23 protein-coding genes are annotated in these 21,585 nt (G+C 65.5%); 10 read left to right on the top strand and 13 right to left on the bottom strand.

Features of this window, described 5'->3' with window-relative positions; all coding sequences use genetic code 11:
• Positions 1-186 precede the first annotated feature (186 nt).
• The gene (locus AC066Y_RS11375) at positions 187-1,419 is read left to right on the top strand and encodes a c-type cytochrome (protein WP_478273936.1); all 1,233 of its coding nucleotides are present in this window, start codon (positions 187-189) and stop codon (positions 1,417-1,419) included.
• Here the strand turns inward: AC066Y_RS11375 and AC066Y_RS11370 are convergent.
• Positions 1,400-2,041 (bottom strand): trimeric intracellular cation channel family protein, encoded by a 642-nt coding sequence (locus tag AC066Y_RS11370; protein WP_478273935.1) that lies wholly within the window; start codon positions 2,039-2,041, stop codon positions 1,400-1,402. The genes AC066Y_RS11375 and AC066Y_RS11370 overlap by 20 nt on opposite strands.
• Before the next feature lie 156 nt (positions 2,042-2,197).
• Here AC066Y_RS11370 and AC066Y_RS11365 point away from each other — a divergent pair, with 156 nt between their 5' ends.
• Positions 2,198-2,626, top strand: coding sequence for a hypothetical protein (locus AC066Y_RS11365; protein ID WP_478273934.1), 429 nt, complete (start codon positions 2,198-2,200; stop codon positions 2,624-2,626).
• Between the two features lie 68 nt (positions 2,627-2,694).
• Here AC066Y_RS11365 and AC066Y_RS11360 read toward each other — a convergent pair whose 3' ends face one another.
• Genes AC066Y_RS11360 through AC066Y_RS11350 form a run of 3 tightly spaced genes read right to left on the bottom strand, consistent with a single transcriptional unit; the run spans position 2,695 to position 4,265 of the window.
• Positions 2,695-3,513, bottom strand: a complete 819-nt coding sequence (locus AC066Y_RS11360; RefSeq protein ID WP_478273933.1) for an isocitrate lyase/PEP mutase family protein — start codon at positions 3,511-3,513, stop codon at positions 2,695-2,697.
• 57 nt (positions 3,514-3,570) lie between these two features.
• The gene (locus AC066Y_RS11355) at positions 3,571-3,924 is read right to left on the bottom strand and encodes an antibiotic biosynthesis monooxygenase family protein (protein ID WP_478273932.1); all 354 of its coding nucleotides are present in this window, start codon (positions 3,922-3,924) and stop codon (positions 3,571-3,573) included.
• 32 nt (positions 3,925-3,956) lie between these two features.
• Complete coding sequence (locus AC066Y_RS11350) at positions 3,957-4,265, bottom strand: NIPSNAP family protein (RefSeq protein WP_478273931.1); 309 nt, start codon at positions 4,263-4,265, stop codon at positions 3,957-3,959.
• 93 nt (positions 4,266-4,358) lie between these two features.
• Between AC066Y_RS11350 and AC066Y_RS11345 the strand changes: the two genes are divergently transcribed.
• Positions 4,359-5,054, top strand: a complete 696-nt coding sequence (locus AC066Y_RS11345) for an ArsR/SmtB family transcription factor (RefSeq protein WP_478273930.1) — start codon at positions 4,359-4,361, stop codon at positions 5,052-5,054.
• 311 nt (positions 5,055-5,365) lie between these two features.
• Complete coding sequence (locus AC066Y_RS11340) at positions 5,366-5,635, top strand: GCG_CRPN prefix-to-repeats domain-containing protein (RefSeq protein WP_478273929.1); 270 nt, start codon at positions 5,366-5,368, stop codon at positions 5,633-5,635.
• A gap of 70 nt (positions 5,636-5,705) precedes the next feature.
• On the opposite strand, the gene AC066Y_RS11335 is transcribed toward AC066Y_RS11340, so the two are convergent.
• A complete protein-coding gene (locus tag AC066Y_RS11335; protein WP_478273928.1) occupies positions 5,706-6,005 on the bottom strand; it encodes a twin-arginine translocation signal domain-containing protein in 300 nt (99 codons plus the stop codon).
• A gap of 257 nt (positions 6,006-6,262) precedes the next feature.
• On the opposite strand from AC066Y_RS11335, the gene AC066Y_RS11330 reads away from it, so the two are divergent.
• The gene (locus AC066Y_RS11330; protein WP_478273927.1) at positions 6,263-6,616 is read left to right on the top strand and encodes a cupin domain-containing protein; all 354 of its coding nucleotides are present in this window, start codon (positions 6,263-6,265) and stop codon (positions 6,614-6,616) included.
• 146 nt (positions 6,617-6,762) lie between these two features.
• Here the strand turns inward: AC066Y_RS11330 and AC066Y_RS11325 are convergent, their stop codons facing one another.
• Both AC066Y_RS11325 and AC066Y_RS11320 read right to left on the bottom strand, forming a co-directional pair.
• Positions 6,763-7,110 carry a hypothetical protein gene (locus tag AC066Y_RS11325; protein ID WP_478273926.1) on the bottom strand — a complete coding sequence of 116 codons (348 nt, stop codon included), beginning with the start codon at positions 7,108-7,110 and terminating at the stop codon, positions 6,763-6,765.
• Positions 7,111-7,247: 137 nt separating this feature from the next.
• Positions 7,248-8,780 (bottom strand): acyl-CoA carboxylase subunit beta, encoded by a 1,533-nt coding sequence (locus tag AC066Y_RS11320; protein WP_478273925.1) that lies wholly within the window; start codon positions 8,778-8,780, stop codon positions 7,248-7,250.
• 254 nt (positions 8,781-9,034) lie between these two features.
• On the opposite strand from AC066Y_RS11320, the gene AC066Y_RS11315 reads away from it, so the two are divergent.
• On the top strand, positions 9,035-9,436 hold the full coding sequence (locus tag AC066Y_RS11315; RefSeq protein WP_478273924.1) for a DUF4260 domain-containing protein: 402 nt from the start codon (positions 9,035-9,037) through the stop codon (positions 9,434-9,436).
• Here AC066Y_RS11315 and AC066Y_RS11310 read toward each other — a convergent pair.
• The gene (locus AC066Y_RS11310; protein ID WP_478273923.1) at positions 9,429-9,956 is read right to left on the bottom strand and encodes a PilZ domain-containing protein; all 528 of its coding nucleotides are present in this window, start codon (positions 9,954-9,956) and stop codon (positions 9,429-9,431) included. The two genes, AC066Y_RS11315 and AC066Y_RS11310, sit on opposite strands and share 8 nt — an antisense overlap.
• A 536-nt stretch (positions 9,957-10,492) precedes the next feature.
• Entirely contained in the window at positions 10,493-11,419 is a 927-nt protein-coding gene (locus AC066Y_RS11305; protein WP_478273922.1) for a DMT family transporter, read from the bottom strand.
• 154 nt (positions 11,420-11,573) lie between these two features.
• Here AC066Y_RS11305 and AC066Y_RS11300 point away from each other — a divergent pair, with 154 nt between their 5' ends.
• Positions 11,574-12,929 carry an aminotransferase-like domain-containing protein gene (locus tag AC066Y_RS11300; RefSeq protein ID WP_478273994.1) on the top strand — a complete coding sequence of 452 codons (1,356 nt, stop codon included), beginning with the start codon at positions 11,574-11,576 and terminating at the stop codon, positions 12,927-12,929.
• Positions 12,930-12,991: 62 nt separating this feature from the next.
• Here AC066Y_RS11300 and blaOXA read toward each other — a convergent pair whose 3' ends face one another.
• The 4 genes from blaOXA to AC066Y_RS11280 all read right to left on the bottom strand — a co-directional run bounded on the left by blaOXA (position 12,992) and on the right by AC066Y_RS11280 (position 16,626).
• Positions 12,992-13,804: a class D beta-lactamase gene (gene blaOXA / locus AC066Y_RS11295; protein WP_478273921.1), complete on the bottom strand. Its 813-nt coding sequence runs from the start codon at positions 13,802-13,804 to the stop codon at positions 12,992-12,994.
• 131 nt (positions 13,805-13,935) lie between these two features.
• On the bottom strand, positions 13,936-14,199 hold the full coding sequence (locus AC066Y_RS11290) for an EscU/YscU/HrcU family type III secretion system export apparatus switch protein (protein WP_478273920.1): 264 nt from the start codon (positions 14,197-14,199) through the stop codon (positions 13,936-13,938).
• Complete coding sequence (gene fliK / locus AC066Y_RS11285) at positions 14,196-15,776, bottom strand: flagellar hook-length control protein FliK (RefSeq protein WP_478273919.1); 1,581 nt, start codon at positions 15,774-15,776, stop codon at positions 14,196-14,198. The genes AC066Y_RS11290 and fliK overlap by 4 nt, the downstream gene beginning before the upstream one ends.
• Before the next feature lie 64 nt (positions 15,777-15,840).
• Positions 15,841-16,626, bottom strand: coding sequence for an ATP12 family chaperone protein (locus AC066Y_RS11280; RefSeq protein ID WP_478273918.1), 786 nt, complete (start codon positions 16,624-16,626; stop codon positions 15,841-15,843).
• A gap of 70 nt (positions 16,627-16,696) precedes the next feature.
• Between AC066Y_RS11280 and AC066Y_RS11275 the strand changes: the two genes are divergently transcribed.
• From AC066Y_RS11275 to AC066Y_RS11265, 3 genes are all read left to right on the top strand, one after another.
• Positions 16,697-17,152, top strand: coding sequence for a hypothetical protein (locus AC066Y_RS11275; protein WP_478273917.1), 456 nt, complete (start codon positions 16,697-16,699; stop codon positions 17,150-17,152).
• A gap of 413 nt (positions 17,153-17,565) precedes the next feature.
• Positions 17,566-19,305 carry a multicopper oxidase family protein gene (locus AC066Y_RS11270; protein WP_478273993.1) on the top strand — a complete coding sequence of 580 codons (1,740 nt, stop codon included), beginning with the start codon at positions 17,566-17,568 and terminating at the stop codon, positions 19,303-19,305.
• On the top strand, positions 19,305-21,479 hold the full coding sequence (locus tag AC066Y_RS11265; protein ID WP_478273916.1) for an alkaline phosphatase family protein: 2,175 nt from the start codon (positions 19,305-19,307) through the stop codon (positions 21,477-21,479). Before AC066Y_RS11270 ends, AC066Y_RS11265 begins: the two co-directional genes overlap by 1 nt.
• Positions 21,480-21,585: the final 106 nt, after the last annotated feature.

Below are 21,585 nucleotides of genomic sequence, written 5' to 3'. Positions count from 1 at the left end.
TCTATGTCGGATTTTCCGGCCGGCGCAGCACAATTCTGGGCGACGACGCCGGTCGCCCAAAAATCGCAACTTAGTGCCGGGAATATCGGAGCGCCGTTTCGGTTTCTGTCGCAGGACGGGCCCGCGGCGAAATGGCGTAACGCGTCTTGTGGACCGGAAGGTGAATGGATGCGGCGACGACATCGAATGACCGGTGCGATTCTGGTCCCCCTGCTGTTGTGCGGTGCATTCGCGGCCCGCGAATGCACCGCCGCACCAACCGACGACGTCGTCGCCCGCGGTCAGGCGCTCACGATCGCCGGCGACTGCGCGAGCTGCCACACAGCCGACCCGGCAAAGCCGTTCGCCGGCGGCAAGCGGATCGACACGCCATTCGGCGCGGTGTTCTCGCCGAACCTGACGCCCGACCGCGATACCGGCATCGGCGGCTGGAGCGACGACGATTTCCTCCGCGCGCTGCGGATGGGCGTCTCGCCAAGCGGGGCGCACTATTATCCCGCCTTCCCCTACCCTTATTTCACCAAGCTGATCCGCGACGACATCCTGGCGATCCGCGCCTATCTCGCGACGCTGGCGCCGGTCAGCAACAAGGCGCCGCCGCCGGAGCTGCGCTGGCCGTTGAACTATCGCGGGCTGATGCGGGCGTGGAACGCTTTGTTCTTCACGCCGGGCATCATCCAGCCGGACCAGGGCAAGGGTGCGGAATGGAATCGCGGCCGCTACCTCGTCGAGGCCCTCGCCCATTGCGGTGTCTGCCATACGCCGAAGAACGCGTTCGGCGCCGACAAGCGCGACCAGGCGTTCGGCGGCAGCATGGTGCAGGGCATGTTCGCGCCGAGGCTCGATGGCGCCGAGCGCAGCGGGCTGAAATCATGGAGCACCGCTGACATTGCCGAGTATCTGCAGAGCGGCCGCAACAGGCACAGCCATGCCGGCCCGTTGATGTCCGAGGTGGTGGTCAATTCAACCTCGAAGATGAGCGACGCCGATGTGCGCGCGATCGCGGTCTGTCTGAAGAGCCTGCCGCCCGGCGCGCCGGAGCCTGCGGTCACCCCGCCCTCGCCCACGCAGATGAGCAACGGCGAGCGGATCTATCGCGGCGCCTGCATCGCCTGCCATGAGCTCGATGGCTCCGGCGCACCGCGGATCTATCCACCGCTGCCCGGCAACGCCAATCTGCAATCGGCCAATCCCGCAAGCACGCTGCGTATCATCCTCGACGGTGCGCAGACCCTGACCACGCCGCGCGCGCCGAACGCAGGCTCAATGCCGGCCTATCCAAAACTCACCGACCAGGAGGTCGCCGATGTCGCGACCTATATCCGCAATGCCTGGGGCAATGCGGCGCCGGCCGTGAGCGCGGACGAGGTCGCGAAGGCGCGGACGGCGAAATGGCCGATCAGCGCTCCTCGTCGCTGAACACGAATTTCGGCATCTCCCATTTGTAGCGGATCGCCAGCATACGGAACGTCAGTCCGAGGGCGAAGGTCAGCAGGGTCCAGAGCCAGTCGTTGAGCTGCAGCCCGAACGCGGTCGCATAGAACAGCCCGGTCACCACCGAGACGCTGGCGTAGAGCTCGCTGCGAAACAGCAGCGGCACCTCGTTGCAGAGGATGTCGCGAAGCACGCCGCCGGCGCAGCCGGCGATCATGCCGGAGACGATCACGATCGGCAGCGAGGCGTCGACCTGCCAGGCCACGTCGCAGCCGGCCATGGTGAACACCACGAGCCCGATGGCATCGAGCACGAGGAAGGCAAGATTGAGCCTGACCACCAGCCGCGCCAGCAGGATGGTGGCGAAGGCGCCGGCCGCCGCGATCGCAAGGTAGATCGGCTGCGCGACCCAGAGCAGCGGATAATGCCCGAGCAGCACGTCGCGGATGGTGCCGCCGCCGAGCGCGGTGATCGCCCCTAACATGCAGACGCCGGCCCAATCCATACTGCGTCGGCCCGCCGCCAGCGCCGCCGTCATCGATTGCGCCGCAACGGCAATGAACGAGAGCACGTGCAGCACCGAATCGGTGGGCGGCATGGTCCACATGAAAAAGCCTCATGGAACAGGTCGGAACCCTGGGAATCGACGGTTCCAGCATGAACAGGTTGCAACATTGGCGCGGAACATCCTCACGCGCCAGCCATTGTCTCCAGCGTTTAGCCTACGCGCTTAGCCTTGGGGGGCTAACGGAGGAACTTTGAAATGGCTTACAACCCTGACGATCCGTATCGCGCCAACCTGACCGAAGACGAAATCCGCCGTCAGGCGCGCTTCAACAGCCTGGACAACGAGCTGCAGCCGGATCCGGAACTCCAGGAGGGACCGGCCAGCAGCACCAAGATCGCGATGTTTGCAGTTGCGGTGGCCGTGGTGCTCGGCGCGCTGTTCTACGGGTTGAACAACACGTCGGTGCACGAGGCCGGCACGACGCCGTCGACGCAGACCGCGCAAACGCAACCGGTTAACCCAGCGGCGCCGCCTCCCGGCATGCGCGACGTGACGCCGAAGCCGAACAGCCAACCCGGCGTGACCACGGGCGCGGCGCCGGCCAGCCCGGCGAACCCGCCGTCTGACATGAACAAGTCGGACATGAACAAGCCGGCCGCCCCGCCGGCCGAGAATGCGAAGTAACGCGTAACGACACTGACCAGGCGCGAGCGGCGAGCCCAGGCGGCCCGCCGCTTTCTTGCGCGCGAGGTCTACTTGAACATCTTGTTGAGCTCGCCGCCGGGATAGCCGTTGGCGAATTCGGTGAAGGTGCCCTTCTCGGCCATCTCCTTGGCCGCCTTCATGACGCCGGCCCAGGCCATCCGCGCCAGTGCGCCGCCGACGCTGATCCGGCGCACGCCGAGGTCGGCGACCGCTTGCAGTGTCAGGTCGGACGCGCCGCCGATCAAAAGATTGACCGGCTTCGGCGCCACCGCCTTCACGACCGCGGAGATTTCCTCTTTGGTCGAGATACCCGGCGAATACAACACATCCGCCCCGGCTTCCGAATAGGCCTGCAGCCGCTCGATCACCAGATTAAGGTCCTTCTTGCCCCACAGGAACGCCTCGCAGCGGCCGGTGAGCAGCACGCCGCTGTTGTCGGCGTCGATGGCCTTGCGCGCCGCCCTGATGCGCTCGACCGCGAGCTTGTGCTCGAACAGCGGGTTGGCGGCATCACCGGTGGAGTCCTCGATCGAGAGCCCGGCGACACCGGTCTTGACGCCGCGCGCGACGTTGACCGCAACCTTGTCCGGCTCAACCGCGAATCCGCCCTCGAAATCCGCGTTGACGGGAATATCGACCGCCGCGCAGACCGCGGTCAGATGATCGCAGACGTCGTCGACGGTGACGCGGTTGTCGGCCTTTGCGATGGTCCAGGCAAAGCCCGCGCTGGTCGAGGCCAGCGCCTTGAAGCCGAGATGTTGCAAGGCACGGGCGCTGCCGACGTCGAACGGGTTCGGAATGATGAAGCACCCGCTCTCGTGCAGCTTCTTGAAGGCGGCTCGTTTGTCAGCAGTTGGCAGTGGCATTGGTCGCTCCCTAGAGTCAATTGGCCGCGCACAGATAGGCACGCATATATGCGAGCGCTAGAGTTTCGCTTCATGCACCGCGCGGCTGTCCTTCGGCGCCTGATCGCGTTCGTTCAGGCCGTAGTCACGCATCACGCTCGCGACCCGCAGCCGGTAATTCTCGAATATCCGCGCGCGGCCCTTGGCCTGGGTGCGGCGGTGCTCGATCGTGTTGCGCCAGGCTTCTACCGCGGCCTCGTCGCGGAAGAATGACAGCGACACGAACTTGCCCTTCTCGGTGAGGCTCTCGTACCGCTCGACCGAGATGAAGCCGTCGATCTCCTGCAGGATCGGCTTCAGCTCGGCGGCAAGGTCAAAATAGAGCTCTCGGTGCTCAGCCTTCGGCCAGACTTCGAAGATCACGGCAATCATGGGCGCCTCCGCGCATCGTTGTTGTGGAGTGACTATAGCTCGACCTTGCGCAGAAATGTCCGTTCCTCGGCGAGGATGAAGCGGTTTTGTTCCGCAAAGTTGAAGTTCGCCACGCCCTCACCGTCCTGGCGCAGCCGCGCGCGATAGGCCTCGTAGGCGGCGAGGCTTTCGAACGAGATCAGCGCGAAGGCGATGTTGTTGGTACCCTCGTGCGGCATCCAGTAGCCGAGCAGATCGCCGCCGCAGCGCGGAATGATTGAGAGCCAGTTCCGCGAATACTCCTCGAACATCGTGCGCTTGAACGGATCGAGCTGGTAGCGGATGAAGACGGTGACGGTCATTGATGGCCTCCTGGTGTTTTCGTCTTTTCGGGCGACGGGCACGATGGACACTACCGCCTTGCCCGACCTCGATGCTTCGGCTATCATCGAACTATGAAAGCAGGACCCGACATTTCCCGGATCGCCGCTCTGGTCGGCGATCCCGCACGCTGCAACATGCTGACCGCGCTGATGACCGGCCGCGCGCTGACCGCGAGCGAGCTGGCGCAGGAGGCCGGCATCACGCCGCAGACGGCGAGCTCGCATCTCGCCAAGCTCGAGGCCGGCGGCCTGATCGAGCCCGAGAAGCAGGGCCGCCACCGCTACTACCGGCTCTCTGACCCCGACGTCGCCGACGTGCTCGAAGGGCTGCAGGGCATCGCCGCCCGCGCCGGCCATATGCGCGTGCGCACCGGGCCGAAGGATCCGGCCTTGCGCCGCGCCCGCATCTGCTACGACCATCTCGCCGGCGATCTCGGCGTGCAGATGCTCGACAGCATGAGGCGGCAGAAGCTGGTGCGCCAGAGCAAGCAGGCGATCGAGCTCACCGGCGAAGGCAAGCGCTTCATGGCCGAAGAGCTGCAGATCGACGCCGATGCGCTGACGCATCCGCGTCGTCCGGTGTGCAAGGCTTGCCTCGACTGGAGCGAGCGGCGCCACCACCTCGCCGGTACGCTGGGCGCTGCGATGATGGACCGCTTCACCGAATTGAAATGGGCCGCGCGCGATGCTGCAACGGGCAGCCGCGTGGTCAATTTCTCGCGCAACGGCGAGAAGCGGTTCGCGGCGCTGTTCGGCGCGGGCGAGTAATATCGCGCGTTGAATTCGGCATCGGCGCGGCCATTCGCGAACTCCTTGTTTCGCTTGTCTCGCTCTCCGATACATTTCGCGCCTCGCCCCTGTGCTTCGTCGTGGTCGCGCTTGCGAAATGTTTCAAATTGATGCTGGGCGTGCTTGCGGCGCACTGACGCAGGCCTGGCCTATAACATTCATGTCGCATTCAGCCCGCAACACTATCGTCGACGACATCGGGCACGGCTTCTGCAATGATCCCGCCGGGCGAATCGGTAATCTAAAGTTTGTTGCGATGCCGCAGCGCGGCCGAATTAAAAGGAGAAGACATGAAGTATCTTTTTGCAGCAGCAGTTTTGGTGTCGACCGCATTCGCCGGCATCAGCGCGGCTGACGCGGCCGGCGGTTGCGGCCCCGGCTGGCACCGTGGTCCCTATGGCGGCTGCGTCAGGAACCGCGGCCCCGTCGTCGTCGCTCCCGGTGCGGTCGTGGTTGGGCGTCCCGTTGTCGTCGCGCCCGGCCCCGTCGTGGTTGCACCGCGTGTCCGCGCCTGCCCCTATGGCTTCGCCTGGCGCTACGGCCGTTGCCGCCCGATCTGATCGCGGCACAACTGCGCAAACAAAAACCCCGCTTCGCGCGGGGTTTTTCATTTCTATCGTAGCGTCGATGTCACCAGCGGCGCCAGTGATGATGCCTGCGCCAGTGGCGGTGGCGCCAGCCCCAATGCCTATGGTGCCAGTGCCGATGATGCCAGCGTCCGTGACCGTGATGCCAGCGCACCTCCTCAGGCTTCAGGCGATCGACCTCATCGCCGGTGGTGACGGCCGGATGCGCATCGTTGCCGGCCGGCGCGCGGGCATCCTGGTTGAGCGGAAGCGGCGCGAGCGGCGCCGCCTGAGCTGTCGCTGCAAAAGTCGCCACACCGGCGGCGACACTGAAGGCCATCTTCAGAAAATCCCGGCGTTCCATCAGAGTTTCCCTTTGTTGCTGAGTTGGACCAACTGCGTCAGCGAGTTTTTTCGCCGCGACCTGAACGCTCGCTGAACCGCGCATTCACGTTTCGGGGAATTCGACGCCGCGCGGCCGCGTTTGCAACGGCGTGACGTCACACCACCTGCACGACAATGCCTCCTCGCGTTCTACCCGTCATGCCGATTTCGGCCGTTTCACGCACGGCCGAACCGAACTAGCATCACGCATCACAAGAACATCTCCGGGAGGCCGCCATGAAGTCAGGACAACCGATCAAGGATGCCAGCCACCTCTACGAAGTCGAGCGCCGCGCCCAGCACGCCGCCCGCCCTGGCTTCCGCATCATGGAGTTGCAGCTTTCGCCGACCCAGAAGGTGCCGTGGCATACTCACAGCAACATCTCGGACACATTCTATGTGCTGGAAGGCCAGATGCGGCTGTTCCTGCAGGAGCCGAAGGAGGAAGTGAACCTGAAGGTAGGCGAGGTCTATGCCGTGAGGCCCACCCGCCCTCATTTCGTCACCAACGCCGGCACGACGTCGCTGACCTTCCTGGTTTTGCAAGGCGTCGGCGAATACGACTACGTGCCGCTGGCGGCGTCGCGATAAGGCTGCGCGTACAGCTCTCGATCCGTCATCCTGAGGAGCCGCGAAGCGGCGTCTCGAAGGATCGACGGCCCGGCTGGTGGCCGTGCATCCTTCGAGGCTCGCTTCGCTCCAGCCATCCTACAATTGTTGCGCGCCTCGCCGTACCGTCACATCAGCTTCAACGGCGCGTCGTGAACCAGCCGCAGATCGATGTTGCCGATCAACCGCGCACGGCGCGCCTCGGCGGTGCTGATCGCGGCCTCGGTCTGCCGCAGCGTGCTGACATTCGATCCGAGCGACACGATGCCGCCAAGCACCAGCGCGATCGATCCGAGTGCTGCGGTCTCACCAGAACTGAACAGGCCGAGCAGCGCAGCGAACAACAAGACGAACCCGCCGGCGATTGCCACTTTCGAACCGAGAATAATCCTGCGAGATCGCTCGGCGCTTTCGGCAAGCTCCTCGATCTGCGCCTCGATCTCGGAGATGTCGTCGGTCGGCTCGTTTTCAGTCATCAGGTTCGAACCTGTAGGGCGGGTCAGGCGGAGCCGCAACCCGCGACGGATCGCGCGGAACCAAGATGGCGGCTTACGCTTCCACCTTCGCTCTTCGAGCTACGGCGGACAAGTCGCTAATCCGCCCGACGCATTCCTCACAACGGCAGATTGTCGTGCTTCTTCGCCGGGATCTCGACCTTCTTATCCCTGAGCATCGCCAGCGCCCGCGCGATCCGGCGCCGCGTCGAATGCGGCATGATGACGTCGTCGATGTAGCCGCGTTCGGCGGCGATGAAGGGCGACAGGAAGCGGTCTTCGTATTCCTTGGTGCGCGCGGCGATCTTGTCGGCGTCGCCGATGTCGGAGCGGAAGATGATCTCCACCGCGCCCTTGGCGCCCATCACGGCGATCTGCGCGGTCGGCCAGGCGTAGTTCATGTCGGCGCCAATCTCCTTCGAGGCCATCACGTCGAAGGCGCCGCCATAGGCCTTGCGGGTGATGATGGTGACGAGCGGCACCGTGCACTGCGAATAGGCGAACAGGAGCTTGGCGCCGTGCTTGATCAGCCCGCCATATTCCTGCGCGGTGCCCGGCAGGAAGCCCGGCACGTCGACGAAGGTGACGATCGGGATGTTGAAGGCATCGCAAAAGCGAACGAAGCGCGCGGCCTTGCGTGACGCGTCGCTGTCGAGCACGCCCGCCAGCACCATCGGCTGGTTGGCGACGAAGCCGACGGTGCGGCCGGCGATGCGGCCGAATCCGGTGACGATGTTCTTGGCAAAGGTCTCCGAGATCTCGAAGAAGTCGCCCTCGTCGACGACCTTGAGGATCAGCTCTTTCATGTCGTAGGGCTTGTTCGGATTGTCGGGGATCAGCGTATCCAACGACATGTCGACCCGGCCGATATCGTCGAAGCTCGGCCATTCCGGCACGCCGTCGGTGTTGTTCGACGGCAGGAAATCGATCAGCCGGCGCATCTGCAACAGTGCATCGACATCGTTCTCGAACGCACCGTCGGCGATCGAGGAGCGCGTCGCGTGCACCGAGGCGCCGCCGAGTTCCTCCGCGGTCACCACCTCGTTGGTGACGGTCTTCACGACGTCAGGGCCGGTCACGAACATGTAGCTGGTGTTCTTCACCATGAAGATGAAGTCGGTCATCGCGGGCGAATAGACGTCGCCGCCGGCGCAGGGGCCCATGATGACGGAGATCTGCGGGATCACGCCCGAGGCCTGCACGTTGCGGCGGAACACATAGGAATAGCCCGCCAAGGCAGCGACGCCCTCCTGGATGCGCGCGCCGCCGGCGTCATAGAGACCGATGATCGGCGCCCTCGCCTTCATCGCCATGTCCTGAAGTTTTGTAATCTTCAGTGCGTGCGTTTCGGAAAGCGAGCCGCCGAACACCGTAAAGTCCTTGGCGAAGACAAAAGTCTTGCGGCCGTTGACCGTGCCCCAGCCGGTGACGACGCCGTCGCCGGGGATCTTGGTCTTCTCCATGCCGAACTCGATCGAGCGGTGCTCGACGAACATGTCGAATTCCTCGAACGAGCCCTTGTCCAGCAGGAGCTCGATCCGCTCGCGGGCGGTCAGCTTGCCGCGGGCGTGCTGCGCCTCGATGCGCTTTTCGCCGCCGCCCAGCTTGGCGCCGGCGCGCCGCTCTTCGAGGGTGTCGAGGATGTCTTTCATTTGTTTCCGCCCGTGTTAGCTACAGTCCGCGTCCCGGCGCGGACCGAGGTCCGCTTCGTTCGGAATGGCTTTAGCACGGCCATTTCGGAACCTGAAAGGCGCTTGTGAACCGCTAAAGCGCGATAGAATCGGGTTGAATCACGCTCTAGCTTCTTGTTTGGGCATGATCTGATCGGAAAACCGCTTCGCACTTTTCCGGATCATGCCGTCGGGCGCAAAAACGGTAGGATTTTCCGACATCTGGGGAGACAGCGATGACTGATACGACCACGGCCGAGACCGGCGCCGCGACCGGCGGGGTGCGCACCCTGCTCCGGCTGGAGGGGCTGGTGCTGTTCCTCGGGATGACCGTGCTCTACTATAAGTGGGAGGGCTCCTGGCTGGTCTATGTCCTGCTGTTCCTGGTGCCGGACATCAGCTTTGCGGCTTACCTGATCAGCCCGCGGGCCGGCGCCATCGCCTACAACGCCGCCCACACCTATCTGGCGCCGGTGGCGCTGATGACGCTGGGTTTTGCCGGCGAAGGACCGCTGGTGCTCTCGGTTGCGATGATCTGGCTCGCCCATATCGGGATCGACCGCGCGCTCGGCTACGGGCTGAAATATTCCTCTGGCTTTGGCTTCACCCATCTCGGGCGGATCGGCAAGCTCAGCTGAACTGGACGCCGATCCGGCCTTTCCTGCGCCAGACCACGCGGCAATGCCGCTCCGTCGTTTCCATCTCCAGCACGAGGCGAAAGCTCTCGGGAACGGCGGAGGGGTCGGTCGTCTCGACCGCAGCGCCGGTCGCGGAGAGGTTGCGGACGATGCAGGTCATGCTGCGTCGTGCGAAGCTGATCCGCGCCGCCCGCGCGACGCTGCGCCGCGATGCCCTGCGCTGGTCGCCAGCTGCAACGCTCGTCACGCCGGTGGAGAAGCCGGAGCGGATCCTGCCTTGCAGCCGCACGTCCGCCTGCATGTCGAAATGCTTGAGAATGCGTGGCCGGCTTCCGACCACGGTCAATTGCAGGGACGCGAGCAGATGCTCGACCTCCACGCCGCGACCGAACGGCAGCAGCAGCCGCTCGCAGTCGACCTGCTGGTCGTTCGCATCGATGGTGGAGAACACCATGTAGACCGCGCAACCGCTCTCGGCGCATTCCTTCGCCGGCGCCAGCGTGATGCGCCGGAGCGACATCGAGACCACCATGCTCCATGGTCTTGCCTGCCCAGGCGGAATTGAACGCCTCGGCGACATGCTCGCCCTGATACATCGCGCGGAATTTGCGCAGCCGCCCCTCGCCCTCGACCGCCCATGCGACGAGCTGCCGGGGATCATGCAGCGCAGGATCCGGCTTCAATTCGGCGAATGCGGGAAATGGCCGGCCGGCGGCCAGTTGATCCCACTGCTCCAACAGTGCGCGCTGGCTTGGCGACCTGATCGCGTCAGGCGCAATGAACCTGAAGGTCATCTGCCCCTCTGATGTCGCGTCAGCGCGCAAGGTGGGCAGCTCCGCTTAAGGATCACTGAAACCTGATCCGTAACAGTGCGGGGCCGTGCCGCCGACGGGGTGAATTAGCGCTTGGCATGGTTAGCGCGCGCTTTACAATTCGGCCGAGCCAGAGGGGGAAATCATGCTCAGCTACGGCGGCAATCCGACCACCGCGCTCGAGGCCCGCAAGGCGGTCAGCGATTTCCTGCAAACGCTGTTCAAGCTGGGCTAGCCGCGCTCGTCACGCGAAGCGGCGCGCGAACACGACGCAGGCGACGACCAGCAAGGTCGCTGCGATCATCGACCAGCGTACCTGCTCATGCAACAGCAGCCCGGCCAGCGCGAGGCCGAAGAACGGCTGCAACAGCTGCAACTGGCCGACGCTCGCGATGCCGCCGAGCGCAAGGCCGCGATACCAGAACACGAAGCCGACCAGCATGCTGAAAACAGAGACATAAGCGAGCCCGAGCCAGGCCGCCGCGCCGATGCCCTGCCAGCTCGGCGGCAGCGTCATGATGGTCATCACGAGCACCACCGGCACTGAGAGCACCAGCGCCCAGGAGATCACCTGCCAGCCGCCGAGCCGACGCGACAGCGCAGCACCCTCGGCATAGCCGAGGCCGCAGACGATGATGGCAGCAACCATCAGCAGGTCGCCGGTCAGCGACGCCGGTCCGTCGCCCGACAATGCGAAGGCGCCGACCGTCGCGCTGCCGATGCAGGAGAACAGCCAGAACAGCGGCTTCGGCCGCTCGCCGCCGCGCAGCACGCCGAACACGGCGGTCGACAGCGGCAATAGCCCGATGAACACGATCGAATGCGCCGAGGTGATGTGCTGCAGCGCCAGCGCGGTCAGCAGCGGAAAGCCGATCACGACGCCGAGGGCTACGATGGTCAGCGACACCAGGTCCTTGCGCTGCGGCCAGGGCTGCCGCAGCACCGCAAGCAATGCCGCGCCGAGCAGCGCCGCAATCACAGCGCGCGCCGAGGTCAGGAACAACGGCGAGAACCCGGCGACCGCGACGCGGGTGGCCGGCAGCGAGCCGCTGAAGATGATCACGCCGAGCAGGCCGCTGCCCCAACCCTCCAGCGAAGCGCTGCTGCGCCCCTCGCCGGCCCAAGACTTCCCCGACCAAGACTTCCCCGACAACGTCTTCGAATCGCTCATCGCACACCTCAATGTTCGCGGGCGAGGATAGCGGCGACGGGCTGGCCAAGGCAGCTACGGATCAGTACAATATCGCCAAACTGTATGGGTAAAGGTAGGCACACACTTGCGGCAACCACCCAATGCGCCAAAGGCGACCCGGACCACCGGCGTGATGAACGCGATCCGCGCCAGGATCGCGAGCCGCGCGCTCGCCGCCGACGACCGCCTGCCCTCGATCCGCAGCTTTGCCGCGACCATGGGCGTCTCGCCCTCGACCGTGGTCGAGGCCTATGACCGGCTCGCCGCCGAGGGCCTGATCCGGGCGCGGCCGGGCTCGGGCTTCTATGTCTCCTCCGCGGCGCTGCCGCCGCTGGCGCTGGCCAACGACCAGCCGCAGCACGACCGCGCCGTCGATCCGTTCTGGGTGTCGCGGCAATCGCTCGACGCGGCGAGTGGCGCGCTGAAGCCGGGCTGCGGCTGGCTGCCCGCCGACTGGATGCCGACCGAGGCGCTGCGGCGCGCGTTCCGCGGCCTGGCGCGGGCCGAGGACGCCGTGCTCGCCGATTACGGTGCGACGCGCGGCTCGCTGGCGCTGCGCCGCATGCTGATGGCGCGGTTCGCTGACGAGGGCCTCGAAGTGTCGCCCGAGCAGGTGCTGCTCACGATGTCCGGCACCCAGGCGATCGACCTGATCTGCCGCTTCCTGCTGCGGCCCGGCGACACGGTGCTGGTCGACGATCCCTGCTATTTCAATTTCCGGGCGCTGCTGCGCGCCCATCAGGTCAAGCTCGTCAGCGTGCCCTACACCCCATCGGGACCCGATGTCGCAAGCTTCGAGGCGGTGCTCGACGCCGAGCGGCCGCGGCTCTACATCACCGTGTCCGGGCTGCACAATCCGACCGGGGCGACGATGTCGCCGCAGACCGCGCACCGCGTGCTGAATGCCGCGGCGGCATATGACTTGACGATCGTCGAGGACGACATCTTCGCCGATTTCGAGCCGGAGCCGTCGGCGCGGCTCGCGGCCCTTGATGGGCTGAACCGCGTGATCCGGATCGGCAGCTTCTCCAAGACGCTGTCGGCGTCGTTGCGCTGCGGCTTCATCGCAGCGCGCGCCGACTGGATCGAGCAGCTGGTCGATCTGCAGGTCGCGACCGGGTTCGGCGGCCCCTGCGCGGTCGCGACCGAAATCATCGCCAGCGTTTTGGCGACCGGCTTCTACCGCAAGCATGTCGAGGAGCTGCGCCGGCGGCTGGCGCGCGCCCGCCGCGACGTCGGCGAGAAGTTGCAGCGCATCGGCATCGAGCCGTGGCTGATGCCGCGCGGCGGCTTCCAGCTCTGGTGCCGCCTGCCCGACGGCTGCGACTCCGCCGACGTGGCGCGCGCGGCGCTTGCCGACAACATCGTGCTGGCGCCGGGCAATGTGTTCAGCACCACGCAATCGGCCACCGGCTTCATGCGTTTCAACGTCGCGCAGTGCCGCGACCCGAAGCTGATGCCGGCCTTGCTGCGGGCGATCGGGCGTTGAAGCGCGCTGCAAGGCGTTTGCGCGGAGACAAACGCAAAGGCGTTTGCGTAGCGATCAGCCCGTCACAGCGCGACGATATCGGTGAGGCATTGCTGCGTGACGCTCATTCGCGCATCGATCTGCGCCTGGGTCTTGCAGTCCATGTTCATCGCGAACACGGTGACCTCGCTGCCCTTCTCGGCCCAGCCGACCAGCCAGCCGAGCGCGCCGTGCTCCTTGTCGGTCAGACCGGTCTTGGCGCGAATGACGGCGTCGCCGACCTTCGTGACCGGGAGAATGTCGCACACCAGCTCTTGGCTGCGCTTGCCGACCGGCAGCACGCCGCGGCGCAACCGGTCGAGGAAATCGATCTGCTGCACCGGATCGATCCGCAGATTGCCCTTCACCCAGAACTGGTCGATGCCGCCGCCGATGTCGCGGTTGCCGTAGTCGATAACGTCGAGATACTTCTGCATCCGCTCCGCGCCGATCCGGCGGGCGATCTCCTGGAACACCGGGAAGGCCGACACCGCGATCGCCGAGCGCAGCGTGTGATCCCTGTTCCAGGCCTCGACGCTGCGCGTCGTACCGTCCCACTTGAAGACGTCCTTGTCGGGATCCTGCACCACGCCGGTCTCGAGCGCGATCAGCGCGTTCGGGATCTTGAAGGTCGAGGCCGGCAATTTGCCCTCGCCCGAGCGAACCTTGTCGCTCGCGATGATCAGATAGTCGTCGACCTTGTAGCCGACGAAGGTGCCCTCGGTGCCGAGATCGAAGAAGCGCTTTTGCAGGTCCTCGCGAAACTCGCTGCGCTGGTAGGAGACATTGGCGAAGCTGCGCGACGGCAAAATGCCCGCGGCAGCAAGCAGACCGAGCGCATGGCGGCGATGGATCACGATGGGACCTGATCTGGTTCGGGTTGACGACGATGCTGATGCCATCGTGGTGAAAGGATGGCAACGAGACTCACTTGTTTGACGCGTTTTCTTCACGCGAACCGATGCCCACTTCGCCTGAAACGCTATCGCTACCGCGCCCGGCCCGACAGCCGCAGCACGAATACCAGCACCTCGGCGACGGCCTTATAGAGCTCGGCCGGGATCTCGTCGCCGAGCTCGACATTGGAGAGCGCGCCGGCCAGCACCTCGTTCTCTTCGATCGGAATGTCGTTGGCCTTGGCGACCTCGATGATCTTGGCGCCGATCGCGCCCTTGCCTTTCGCGACCACGCGCGGCGCGCCGGCGTGGTCGTAATGCAGCGCGACCGCGAGCTGGTTCGGCACCTCGCTCATGATGCGCGGTCCAGGAAATGGCCGGCGCGCGCGGGCACCGGTTGCGGCGGACTGCCGTCGCGGATCTCGATATCGCCGCGCGTAAGCTCAGCCCTGGTCAGCGCCAGGCTCAGCTCGGAAGCGCCGGCGCGCAGCTGCGCGGCGGTCGAGGGACGCTCGGCCCACATCCGCACCGAGGTGCGCTCGCCGTTCAGCGAGACCAGCGCGTGCACGGGCCCTGCCGGCTCGACGTCGAGCGTGAAACGCGCCCGCCACACCCGCTTGGCGGCTTCAACCTCATTGCCGCCGCCGTCGCGGGAAATCTCGAACTGCGCCATCGCCGTGCCCTGCTGGGTCAGGAACGGGATCTCGAAATTCCAGCGCGGCACCACGGCGTCGAGCTGCGGGCGCGACCCGTCGCCACGATCCGGCAGCGACGCGATTTGCAGCAGCGTCTGCCGCGCCAGTGCCGCGTCGGTGTTTTCCAGCAGGCGGTGCGCAGCGGTCGCAAGCGGCGTGCCGGGCGCAATCGACGGCTCCGCAACGGCCTGCGCCGACGGCAGCGCGCCGTGAAACGGCGGTGGCGGCATGCTGCCGCGCCCGGGCAAATCGCCGGGCAGCATCTCCCTCGGCGCGGCGCCCTGCCGTGCCGGGTTGCCGAGCTCATGCAGCGCTTCCTGAATGAGATTGAGCGCGCCGCCGGATGACGGGCCGGCATCGAGCGCATCCGCGAGCGCCCCGGCAAGGTGGGTGACGCCGCGGGTGAGATCCTCGGCAACCGGCACGCGCGCCTGCGGCAGCAATATCTCCTGAACCTCGAGCTCGGGCAAAGCCGGCGGCACAATGCTCGGCGCCGTGCCGGCACCGGCAAGCGCCGGCTGCTGGAGCGGCGTGGGCGCGGGCCTGGTGGCATCGCCGGCGCCGAGCGAGGTCAGCGCCTGGCGCAGCACGATCAGCGCGGCCTTCAGATCGGGCACGCTGCCGCTCGCCGGCACAACGCCCGAGGCGAGTGTCGCCTCCAGCAGCAGGCCGGATTTCTGCAAGCCGCCCTTGACGGCATCGCCGCTCAAATTCTCGTCGAGGCCGGTCTGCTGCGCCAGCACCTGCGCGATCGCAGCCTGCAGCTTCGGCGGCAGATTGGCCGCGGCGACCGCCGTGAGGTTGGCAAACAGCGGCGCCTGGCTGCCCTGCACCGCCGCCGCATGCTGCGCCGTCGCAGTGATCGTGACGCGCTCGAGCGGCGACAGCACAGCCCTAGACGCCGTGGCGACGGGTTGCAGAGCGCCGCTGGCGTTGGTCGCCCCCGGCGACAATTGCACGGCATCGCCGGCGTCAGCCCCCGGCCCGACCAGTTGCAGGCGGATGCCGTCATTGGTCTGCGAGACCGCAAGCTGCAGGTTCTGGCCCTGCTGCAGCGGCACCTCGGTCTGGACGTCGATCGACAGGCTCGCGATCGCAATCCGCACCAGATCGGCCGAAAGCACCTTCAGCACCTGGGCATTGACGACGCTGCCGGCCTCCAGCGTGAGGTCCGGCGCAACGCTGCCCGCCTCGTTCGAGGCAAGCACCGGCAGCACGGGATTGACGGCGATAGCCATGTCGGAGGTCTCGGCCAGGCGGCAGGATCAAGTCGCAGGCTAGCCCGGCGCCGTAAAGGTCTCGTTAACCGGCAGCCGACCTGAACTCCCTCAGGACGCCGGCGGCGGCCTTGAAATCGACCTGCCGGGCGGCGCGGCGCGCGGCGACCTCCTCGTCGATGCCCCATTTCTCGATGTTCCAGTCCTCGTCGACATGGGCGGCCGCCCAGACCTGGTCCTCGTCGCGGACGCCATGGGCGAGCGCCAGCGCCAGCAGCGCCGAGCCGGTCAGCGTCGTCACCACATGGAGCGCTGCGACCGACCAGGGATCGGTCGGGAACGCCGCCCGCGCCGCCTTGATCGCGGGCTCGGGCTGGCCGACATGCATGACCCCCTCGGCCATCACGAAATGGGCGCCGAGCACATCGGCGGCCCAGAACAGGACCGGGTCCCAATGCCGGGCCTCGCGTGCCACCAGCGTGTCGGGATGGCCGGCGCGATAGAACAGCAGATCGCTGCCGAGGAATTTTGCCGCATCGTCGGCGACCTCGTCGACGCGATCGATCACCCCCTCGATCACGCTGTTGGCAAGGCGCGTCATCGGCATGGTCATGGGATCGATGGTCTCGCCCTGCGCATTCCATTCGGCTGCGATCGCATCCGCAATGGCACGGCTCGGCACCACGATCGGCTTGCCGGACGGCGAGCGGATCTGCTTGCCGTCGAGCGTGATCGCAAATCCGCCATCAGCCTCAGCCACGCCGGCGCTGGCGTAGAACCGCTTGCGCTGCGGCCTGCGGATGTGGCGGCGCACCGCCTCCTGTGGGTCGAGCGGGGATTGGTCTGGGACGTCGTCGAAGAGTTCGCGCATTGCGCCGGCCGGCTTTCGTTTGGGAGGATTTCCCTGCAAGATATGCCAGCGGCAACGGCAAATAAAGCTGATGGGACGCGGCAAATTCCTCGCGGGTTTTTCGCTGGTGGCGACGATTTTCGGAGCCGGTGCCACCGACGCCGGGTTCCGCACACCGGAATCGCTCATCCGCAACGTCTACGCCCATTATGGCAAAGGCAGCGCCGCGTTTTCGAATGGCCTGCCGCGCGATGAGGAAACGGCCCGGCAATTCTTCGATTCCGGCCTGCGCGGCGCCTGGACCGCCCTGCACGACGCACCGTACGATTTCCTGGTGCAGAGCCCGACCTGGCGGCTCGGCCCGATCTCGATCGCAATTCCGCGCCGGCAGTTCGACAGGACCGATGTCACGGTCACGTTCGACAATGAGGGCCGCGCGGTCACGCTCAACTTCATCGTCGTCAACGGTCCCGACGGCTGGGTGATTGCGGACGTCGAGAGCCCGCACGATTCCCTGCGGCTGTTTCTGACGCAGTTCAGACGCTAATCTCGATCGTCAACGCGACGGCGCGCGATGCGATCGGCGACACCGGAAAAATATCTGACGACTGCCTGCGCGTCCTGCTTTCTCCGCAATTCAGTCGGGGAATGGTCCATCCGATTGATTGGGCAGCAAGTTTGAACATCTCTCCCGCACGCCGCGTCGAAGTGCCGCAAGACGCTGTCATCTGCGTGTTAAATACCTGCCAGATTTCGGCAACAACGCGCGGCTAGCGTTCCGACACCAAACAGAAGCATTGGTCGACCATTGCGGTCGCAAGACGTGGACTGACGTCACGCGTGGCGTCCGTACGCGTTTGCGCGCGCTTGGCGGCGTATTGGCAGGGCGGCGTGGCGCGACGACTTTCGACCGTTTGTTGTGTCATCGTCGCGGCTTGCCTCGGGCTTGCCGTGAGCGGCATGACGGCCTGGCTCGGCGCAACCGGCTTGCAGGACGCGCCGCGCGCGCAACAGGGTGTTTGCGCGCGGCCCGAGCCCGGAAGCGCGATCGAGGAACCCGCCGAATTGCGCAGCCGCGACGGCGTGCTCGAAACCGACCTCAGTATCCACGATCAGAAGCTGCCGGATGGAACGAGCCGCTATTGCTATCTGACACCGGACGGCAAGCCGTCGCCGATCTTGCGGCTGAAGCCGGGCGATCAGCTGGTCATCCATTTCAAGAACGACCTCGTCGACCTCGATACGGCAACACCTGCGATCGACCGCCCGCTCGCCGGCGCGCCGATCTGCACGACGCGAAAGCAGGCCGATGTTTGCGAGAGCGGCGCGATGACGCCGATCTCGACCAATCTGCACTTCCACGGGCTGACGGTGCCGCCGGTCTGCCATCTGGATGACGTGCTGAAAACCTCGATCCAGCCCGACGACGCGCCGTTCGAGTACCGCCTGCGCATTCCGGATGACGCGCCACCCGGCCTGTATTGGTATCACCCGCATCTGCACGGCTTCAGCAAGACGCAGGTGCTCGGCGGCGCCTCAGGCGCCATCATCATCGAAGGCATCGAGCGCGCCGACCCACAGCTCGCTGGCCTGCCCGAGCGCGTGCTCGTGATCCGCGACCAGGATCTCGTCAATCCCGACGCGCTGCCGTCGAAATCCGAGCCGGTCATGACCAAAAGCCAACTCGACAATGACGGCGACGTCGCCAACTCCGGCACCGGCTTCGGCAAGCCGTCGAAGGATCTCTCCGTCAATTTCGTGCCGGTACCCTATCCGAACTATCCGCCGGCCCGGCTCACGATGAAGCCGGGCGAGCGGCAGCTCTGGCGGGTGCTGAACGCGTCCGCGATCACCTATCTCAATCTCGCGCTGCTGGTCGGCCGCACGCCGCAACAGATCGGCATCGTCGGTCTCGATGGGGTGCCGTTGCAGTTCCAGGGCAGCCCCTCGCCATCAGTGCAATGGGTCAACCATATCGGCCTGCCGCCGGGCGCGCGTGCCGAATTCCTCGTCGAGGGACCGCCGGCCGGCAGCTCGGCCCTGCTGGTGACGCGCGCGGTCGACACCGGGCTCGCCGGCGAGAACGACCCCAACCGCGCGCTGGTGGCCATCACGGCTTCAGTCGATGCCGACGAGCCGCAAGCCGCGCTGCCCGCTCACGCCGAGCCGCTGCCGCGACCGGAGCGGCCGTGGGTCGGGACCGTCGCGCCGGTGCGCGTCAGGAAGCTGTTCTTCTCCGAGCAGCCGGAGAACCCGAACGACCCGAACAGCCCGACCAAATTCTTCATGACGCTCGATGGAGAGACGCCGAAACCGTTCGATCCGCAATCTGATATTCCTGACATCACCGCGAGGCAGGGCGACGTCGAGGACTGGATCATCGAGAACCGCTCGATGGAGCTGCATGACTTCCACATCCATCAGCTGCACTTCCAACTGCTCGACTGGTCCGGCGTCGCCGTCAACGAGCCGTTCCTGCGCGATACCGTCAACGTCCCCTACTACAACACCCGGATGCTGAAATATCCGAGCGTGCGCCTGCGCATGGATTTTCGCGATCCCAACATCGTCGGCACCTTCGTCTACCACTGCCACGTCCTCGAGCACGAGGACGGCGGCATGATGGGACGGATCAAGGTCGTGCCGCGAGACACCGCAAGTTCCACCAAGCCGCTCAACCAGCAAAAAGGAGAGCTTTAATGCGCGACAAGCACAGGTCACGTTGGCTGCAAGGTTGCCGCCTCACCCTCAGCGCGCTTGCGCTAGGTCAGTTCACCGCCGGCCCGGTGCTAGCGGAGGACTGGAATCACCACGGTGGACACGAGACGCGGTCGCCGATCAAGCACGTGATCGTCATCATCGGCGAGAACCGCAGCTTCGACCATGTGTTCGCGACCTACGTGCCCGAACGGCGCGACCAGAGCGTGTTCAATCTGCTCTCGCAGGGCATCGTCAAGCTCGACGGCAACAAGAACGCGATCCCCGGGCCGAACTTCGAGAAGGCGCATCAGCAGGCGGCGACCGATACCGGCCTAAACGATGCGTTCCTGCTGAGCCCGCCGAAGCAGAACTTCCCCAGGGATCAATTGCCTGCTCCGCTGGTCGGCGGCCCGAAGGTCTCCTACATCCCGAACAAATGCGGCAGCTCGCCGATCACGACCTGCGAGGCGTCGCTCGCGCTGGCGCAGCAGTCGGAATCCGGCCTGCCGTCCGAGTACTACCAGTTCCTCCTGAGCGGCGGCACCGGTCAGACCTCGCAGACCCCCGACCAGCGCATCACCAATGTCAGCGCGCTGCCGGCCGGTCCGTTCCAGCTCACCAACACCGATGCGATGCCCTACGATTCCTATTCGGCAAGCCCGGTGCATCGCTTCTACCAGATGTGGCAGCAGCTGAACTGCAACCACTCGGCGGCCAGCCGCGACAATCCGTCGGGCTGCGGCGGCAATCTGTTCGCGTGGGTCGAAGTGACCGTCGGCGCCGGTGCCAACGGCGCGGCGCAGCCCTCCAACTTCTCGACCGAATATTCGCCGACGGCGACGACCACGGGCGAAGGTTCGACGGCGCTCGGCTTCTACAATGTGCAGAAGGGCGACGTGCCCTACTTCACCTCGCTCGCGCAGAAATACGCGATGAGCGACAACTTCCACCAGTCCGTCAATGGCGGCACCGGTGCCAACCACATCATGTTTGGTCATGCCGACATGCTCTACTTCAGCGACACCTACGGCAACGCCGCGGTGCCGCCGAACGGCACCCAGGTGTTCGGCGGCACGCCCGACGCCGGCATCGTGCATGAAATCGAGAATCCGAATCCGGCTGCCGGCACCAACAACTGGTACACCGAGGACGGCTACGGCGCCGGCGGCAATGGCGGCTTCCCGCCGCCCTTCCAGACCAGCCCGGTGTCCGGCGGCGGCTCCTACAGCGACTGCTCGGATCCGACCCAGCCCGGCGTCAAGCCGATCCTGGACTATCTGAAGGGGATCCACATCAACGCGAACTGCGAACCGGGCCACTATTATCTCTTGAACAACTACAATCCGGGTTACTTCGGCAACGGCAAGAACGCCTACACCGACACCAATCCATCCAACACGCCGTTCACGATCCCGCCGTCGACCCGCAAGAGCATCGGCGACAGCCTGAACGAGCGGAACATCTCCTGGAAGTACTACGGCGACCAGTGGAACAACTACGTCAACGATCCCTACCAGCTCAACTGGGGCGTGGCGGGTCCGAACGCCGACGAGTACTGCAACATCTGCAACCCGTTCCAGTACGACACCTCGATCATGTCGCACCCGGACCAGGTCGCAGCCCATATCAAGGACTCGTCTGATCTCTACTCCGACATCTCCAAGCACGCGCTGCCGGCGGTCTCCATCGTCAAGCCGAGCGGTTTCACCGACGGTCACCCGTCGTCCTCCAAGCTCAACCTGTTCGAAGGCTTCACCAAGAAGATCGTCGACCAGGTCCAGGCCTCGGACTATGCGAAGGACACCGCGATCTTCATCACCTTCGACGAGGGTGGCGGTTACTTCGACTCAGGGTATGTGCAGCCGCTCGACTACTTCGGCGACGGCACGCGTATTCCGCTGATCGTGGTGTCGCCGTTCGCGCGGCACGGCCACATCTCGCATGAATATGCCGATCACGTCTCGATTATCAAATTCATCGAGCGGAATTGGCGCTTGGAGCCGATCACGAACCGCAGCCGCGACAACTTCCCGAACCCGGTTGCGGCGCCCGGCAATCCCTATGTTCCGGTCAACAGCCCGGCGCTCAGCGATCTGTTCGACTTCTTCGACTTCGACGACGGCGGCCATCACCATGGCGGCGGCTGGGATCATGACCGCGGCTGGGACCACTGACGACCACGCCTCGCGACACACCGATCCGCCGGCCCGAAAGGCCGGCGGATTTCGTTTGCGTCCAGCGGATGTCCATAGCCTGCGCGAGCCTGTAACGTGTCTGGCG

Source organism: Bradyrhizobium sp. USDA3010 (genome assembly GCF_056429065.1).
Note: the sequence above shows the minus strand (reverse complement) of the source record. Positions and strands in the feature narration are given on the sequence as shown.

What these genes read in the sequence shown, in the direction of transcription:
- AC066Y_RS11265 (WP_478273916.1), top strand. Translation starts at nt 19,305, where the DNA reads ATGCGCGACAAGCACAGGTCACGTTGGCTGCAAGGTTGCCGCCTCACC.
- AC066Y_RS11345 (WP_478273930.1), top strand. Translation starts at nt 4,359, where the DNA reads ATGAAAGCAGGACCCGACATTTCCCGGATCGCCGCTCTGGTCGGCGAT.
- AC066Y_RS11305 (WP_478273922.1), bottom strand. Translation starts at nt 11,419, where the DNA reads ATGAGCGATTCGAAGACGTTGTCGGGGAAGTCTTGGTCGGGGAAGTCT.
- fliK (WP_478273919.1), bottom strand. Translation starts at nt 15,776, where the DNA reads ATGGCTATCGCCGTCAATCCCGTGCTGCCGGTGCTTGCCTCGAACGAG.
- AC066Y_RS11315 (WP_478273924.1), top strand. Translation starts at nt 9,035, where the DNA reads ATGACTGATACGACCACGGCCGAGACCGGCGCCGCGACCGGCGGGGTG.
- AC066Y_RS11335 (WP_478273928.1), bottom strand. Translation starts at nt 6,005, where the DNA reads ATGGAACGCCGGGATTTTCTGAAGATGGCCTTCAGTGTCGCCGCCGGT.
- AC066Y_RS11310 (WP_478273923.1), bottom strand. Translation starts at nt 9,956, where the DNA reads ATGTCGCTCCGGCGCATCACGCTGGCGCCGGCGAAGGAATGCGCCGAG.
- AC066Y_RS11280 (WP_478273918.1), bottom strand. Translation starts at nt 16,626, where the DNA reads ATGCGCGAACTCTTCGACGACGTCCCAGACCAATCCCCGCTCGACCCA.
- AC066Y_RS11355 (WP_478273932.1), bottom strand. Translation starts at nt 3,924, where the DNA reads ATGATTGCCGTGATCTTCGAAGTCTGGCCGAAGGCTGAGCACCGAGAG.
- AC066Y_RS11325 (WP_478273926.1), bottom strand. Translation starts at nt 7,110, where the DNA reads ATGACTGAAAACGAGCCGACCGACGACATCTCCGAGATCGAGGCGCAG.
- AC066Y_RS11365 (WP_478273934.1), top strand. Translation starts at nt 2,198, where the DNA reads ATGGCTTACAACCCTGACGATCCGTATCGCGCCAACCTGACCGAAGAC.
- AC066Y_RS11330 (WP_478273927.1), top strand. Translation starts at nt 6,263, where the DNA reads ATGAAGTCAGGACAACCGATCAAGGATGCCAGCCACCTCTACGAAGTC.
- AC066Y_RS11370 (WP_478273935.1), bottom strand. Translation starts at nt 2,041, where the DNA reads ATGTGGACCATGCCGCCCACCGATTCGGTGCTGCACGTGCTCTCGTTC.
- AC066Y_RS11320 (WP_478273925.1), bottom strand. Translation starts at nt 8,780, where the DNA reads ATGAAAGACATCCTCGACACCCTCGAAGAGCGGCGCGCCGGCGCCAAG.
- AC066Y_RS11300 (WP_478273994.1), top strand. Translation starts at nt 11,574, where the DNA reads ATGAACGCGATCCGCGCCAGGATCGCGAGCCGCGCGCTCGCCGCCGAC.
- AC066Y_RS11275 (WP_478273917.1), top strand. Translation starts at nt 16,697, where the DNA reads ATGGGACGCGGCAAATTCCTCGCGGGTTTTTCGCTGGTGGCGACGATT.
- AC066Y_RS11270 (WP_478273993.1), top strand. Translation starts at nt 17,566, where the DNA reads ATGACGGCCTGGCTCGGCGCAACCGGCTTGCAGGACGCGCCGCGCGCG.
- AC066Y_RS11290 (WP_478273920.1), bottom strand. Translation starts at nt 14,199, where the DNA reads ATGAGCGAGGTGCCGAACCAGCTCGCGGTCGCGCTGCATTACGACCAC.
- AC066Y_RS11360 (WP_478273933.1), bottom strand. Translation starts at nt 3,513, where the DNA reads ATGCCACTGCCAACTGCTGACAAACGAGCCGCCTTCAAGAAGCTGCAC.
- AC066Y_RS11375 (WP_478273936.1), top strand. Translation starts at nt 187, where the DNA reads ATGACCGGTGCGATTCTGGTCCCCCTGCTGTTGTGCGGTGCATTCGCG.
- AC066Y_RS11340 (WP_478273929.1), top strand. Translation starts at nt 5,366, where the DNA reads ATGAAGTATCTTTTTGCAGCAGCAGTTTTGGTGTCGACCGCATTCGCC.
- AC066Y_RS11350 (WP_478273931.1), bottom strand. Translation starts at nt 4,265, where the DNA reads ATGACCGTCACCGTCTTCATCCGCTACCAGCTCGATCCGTTCAAGCGC.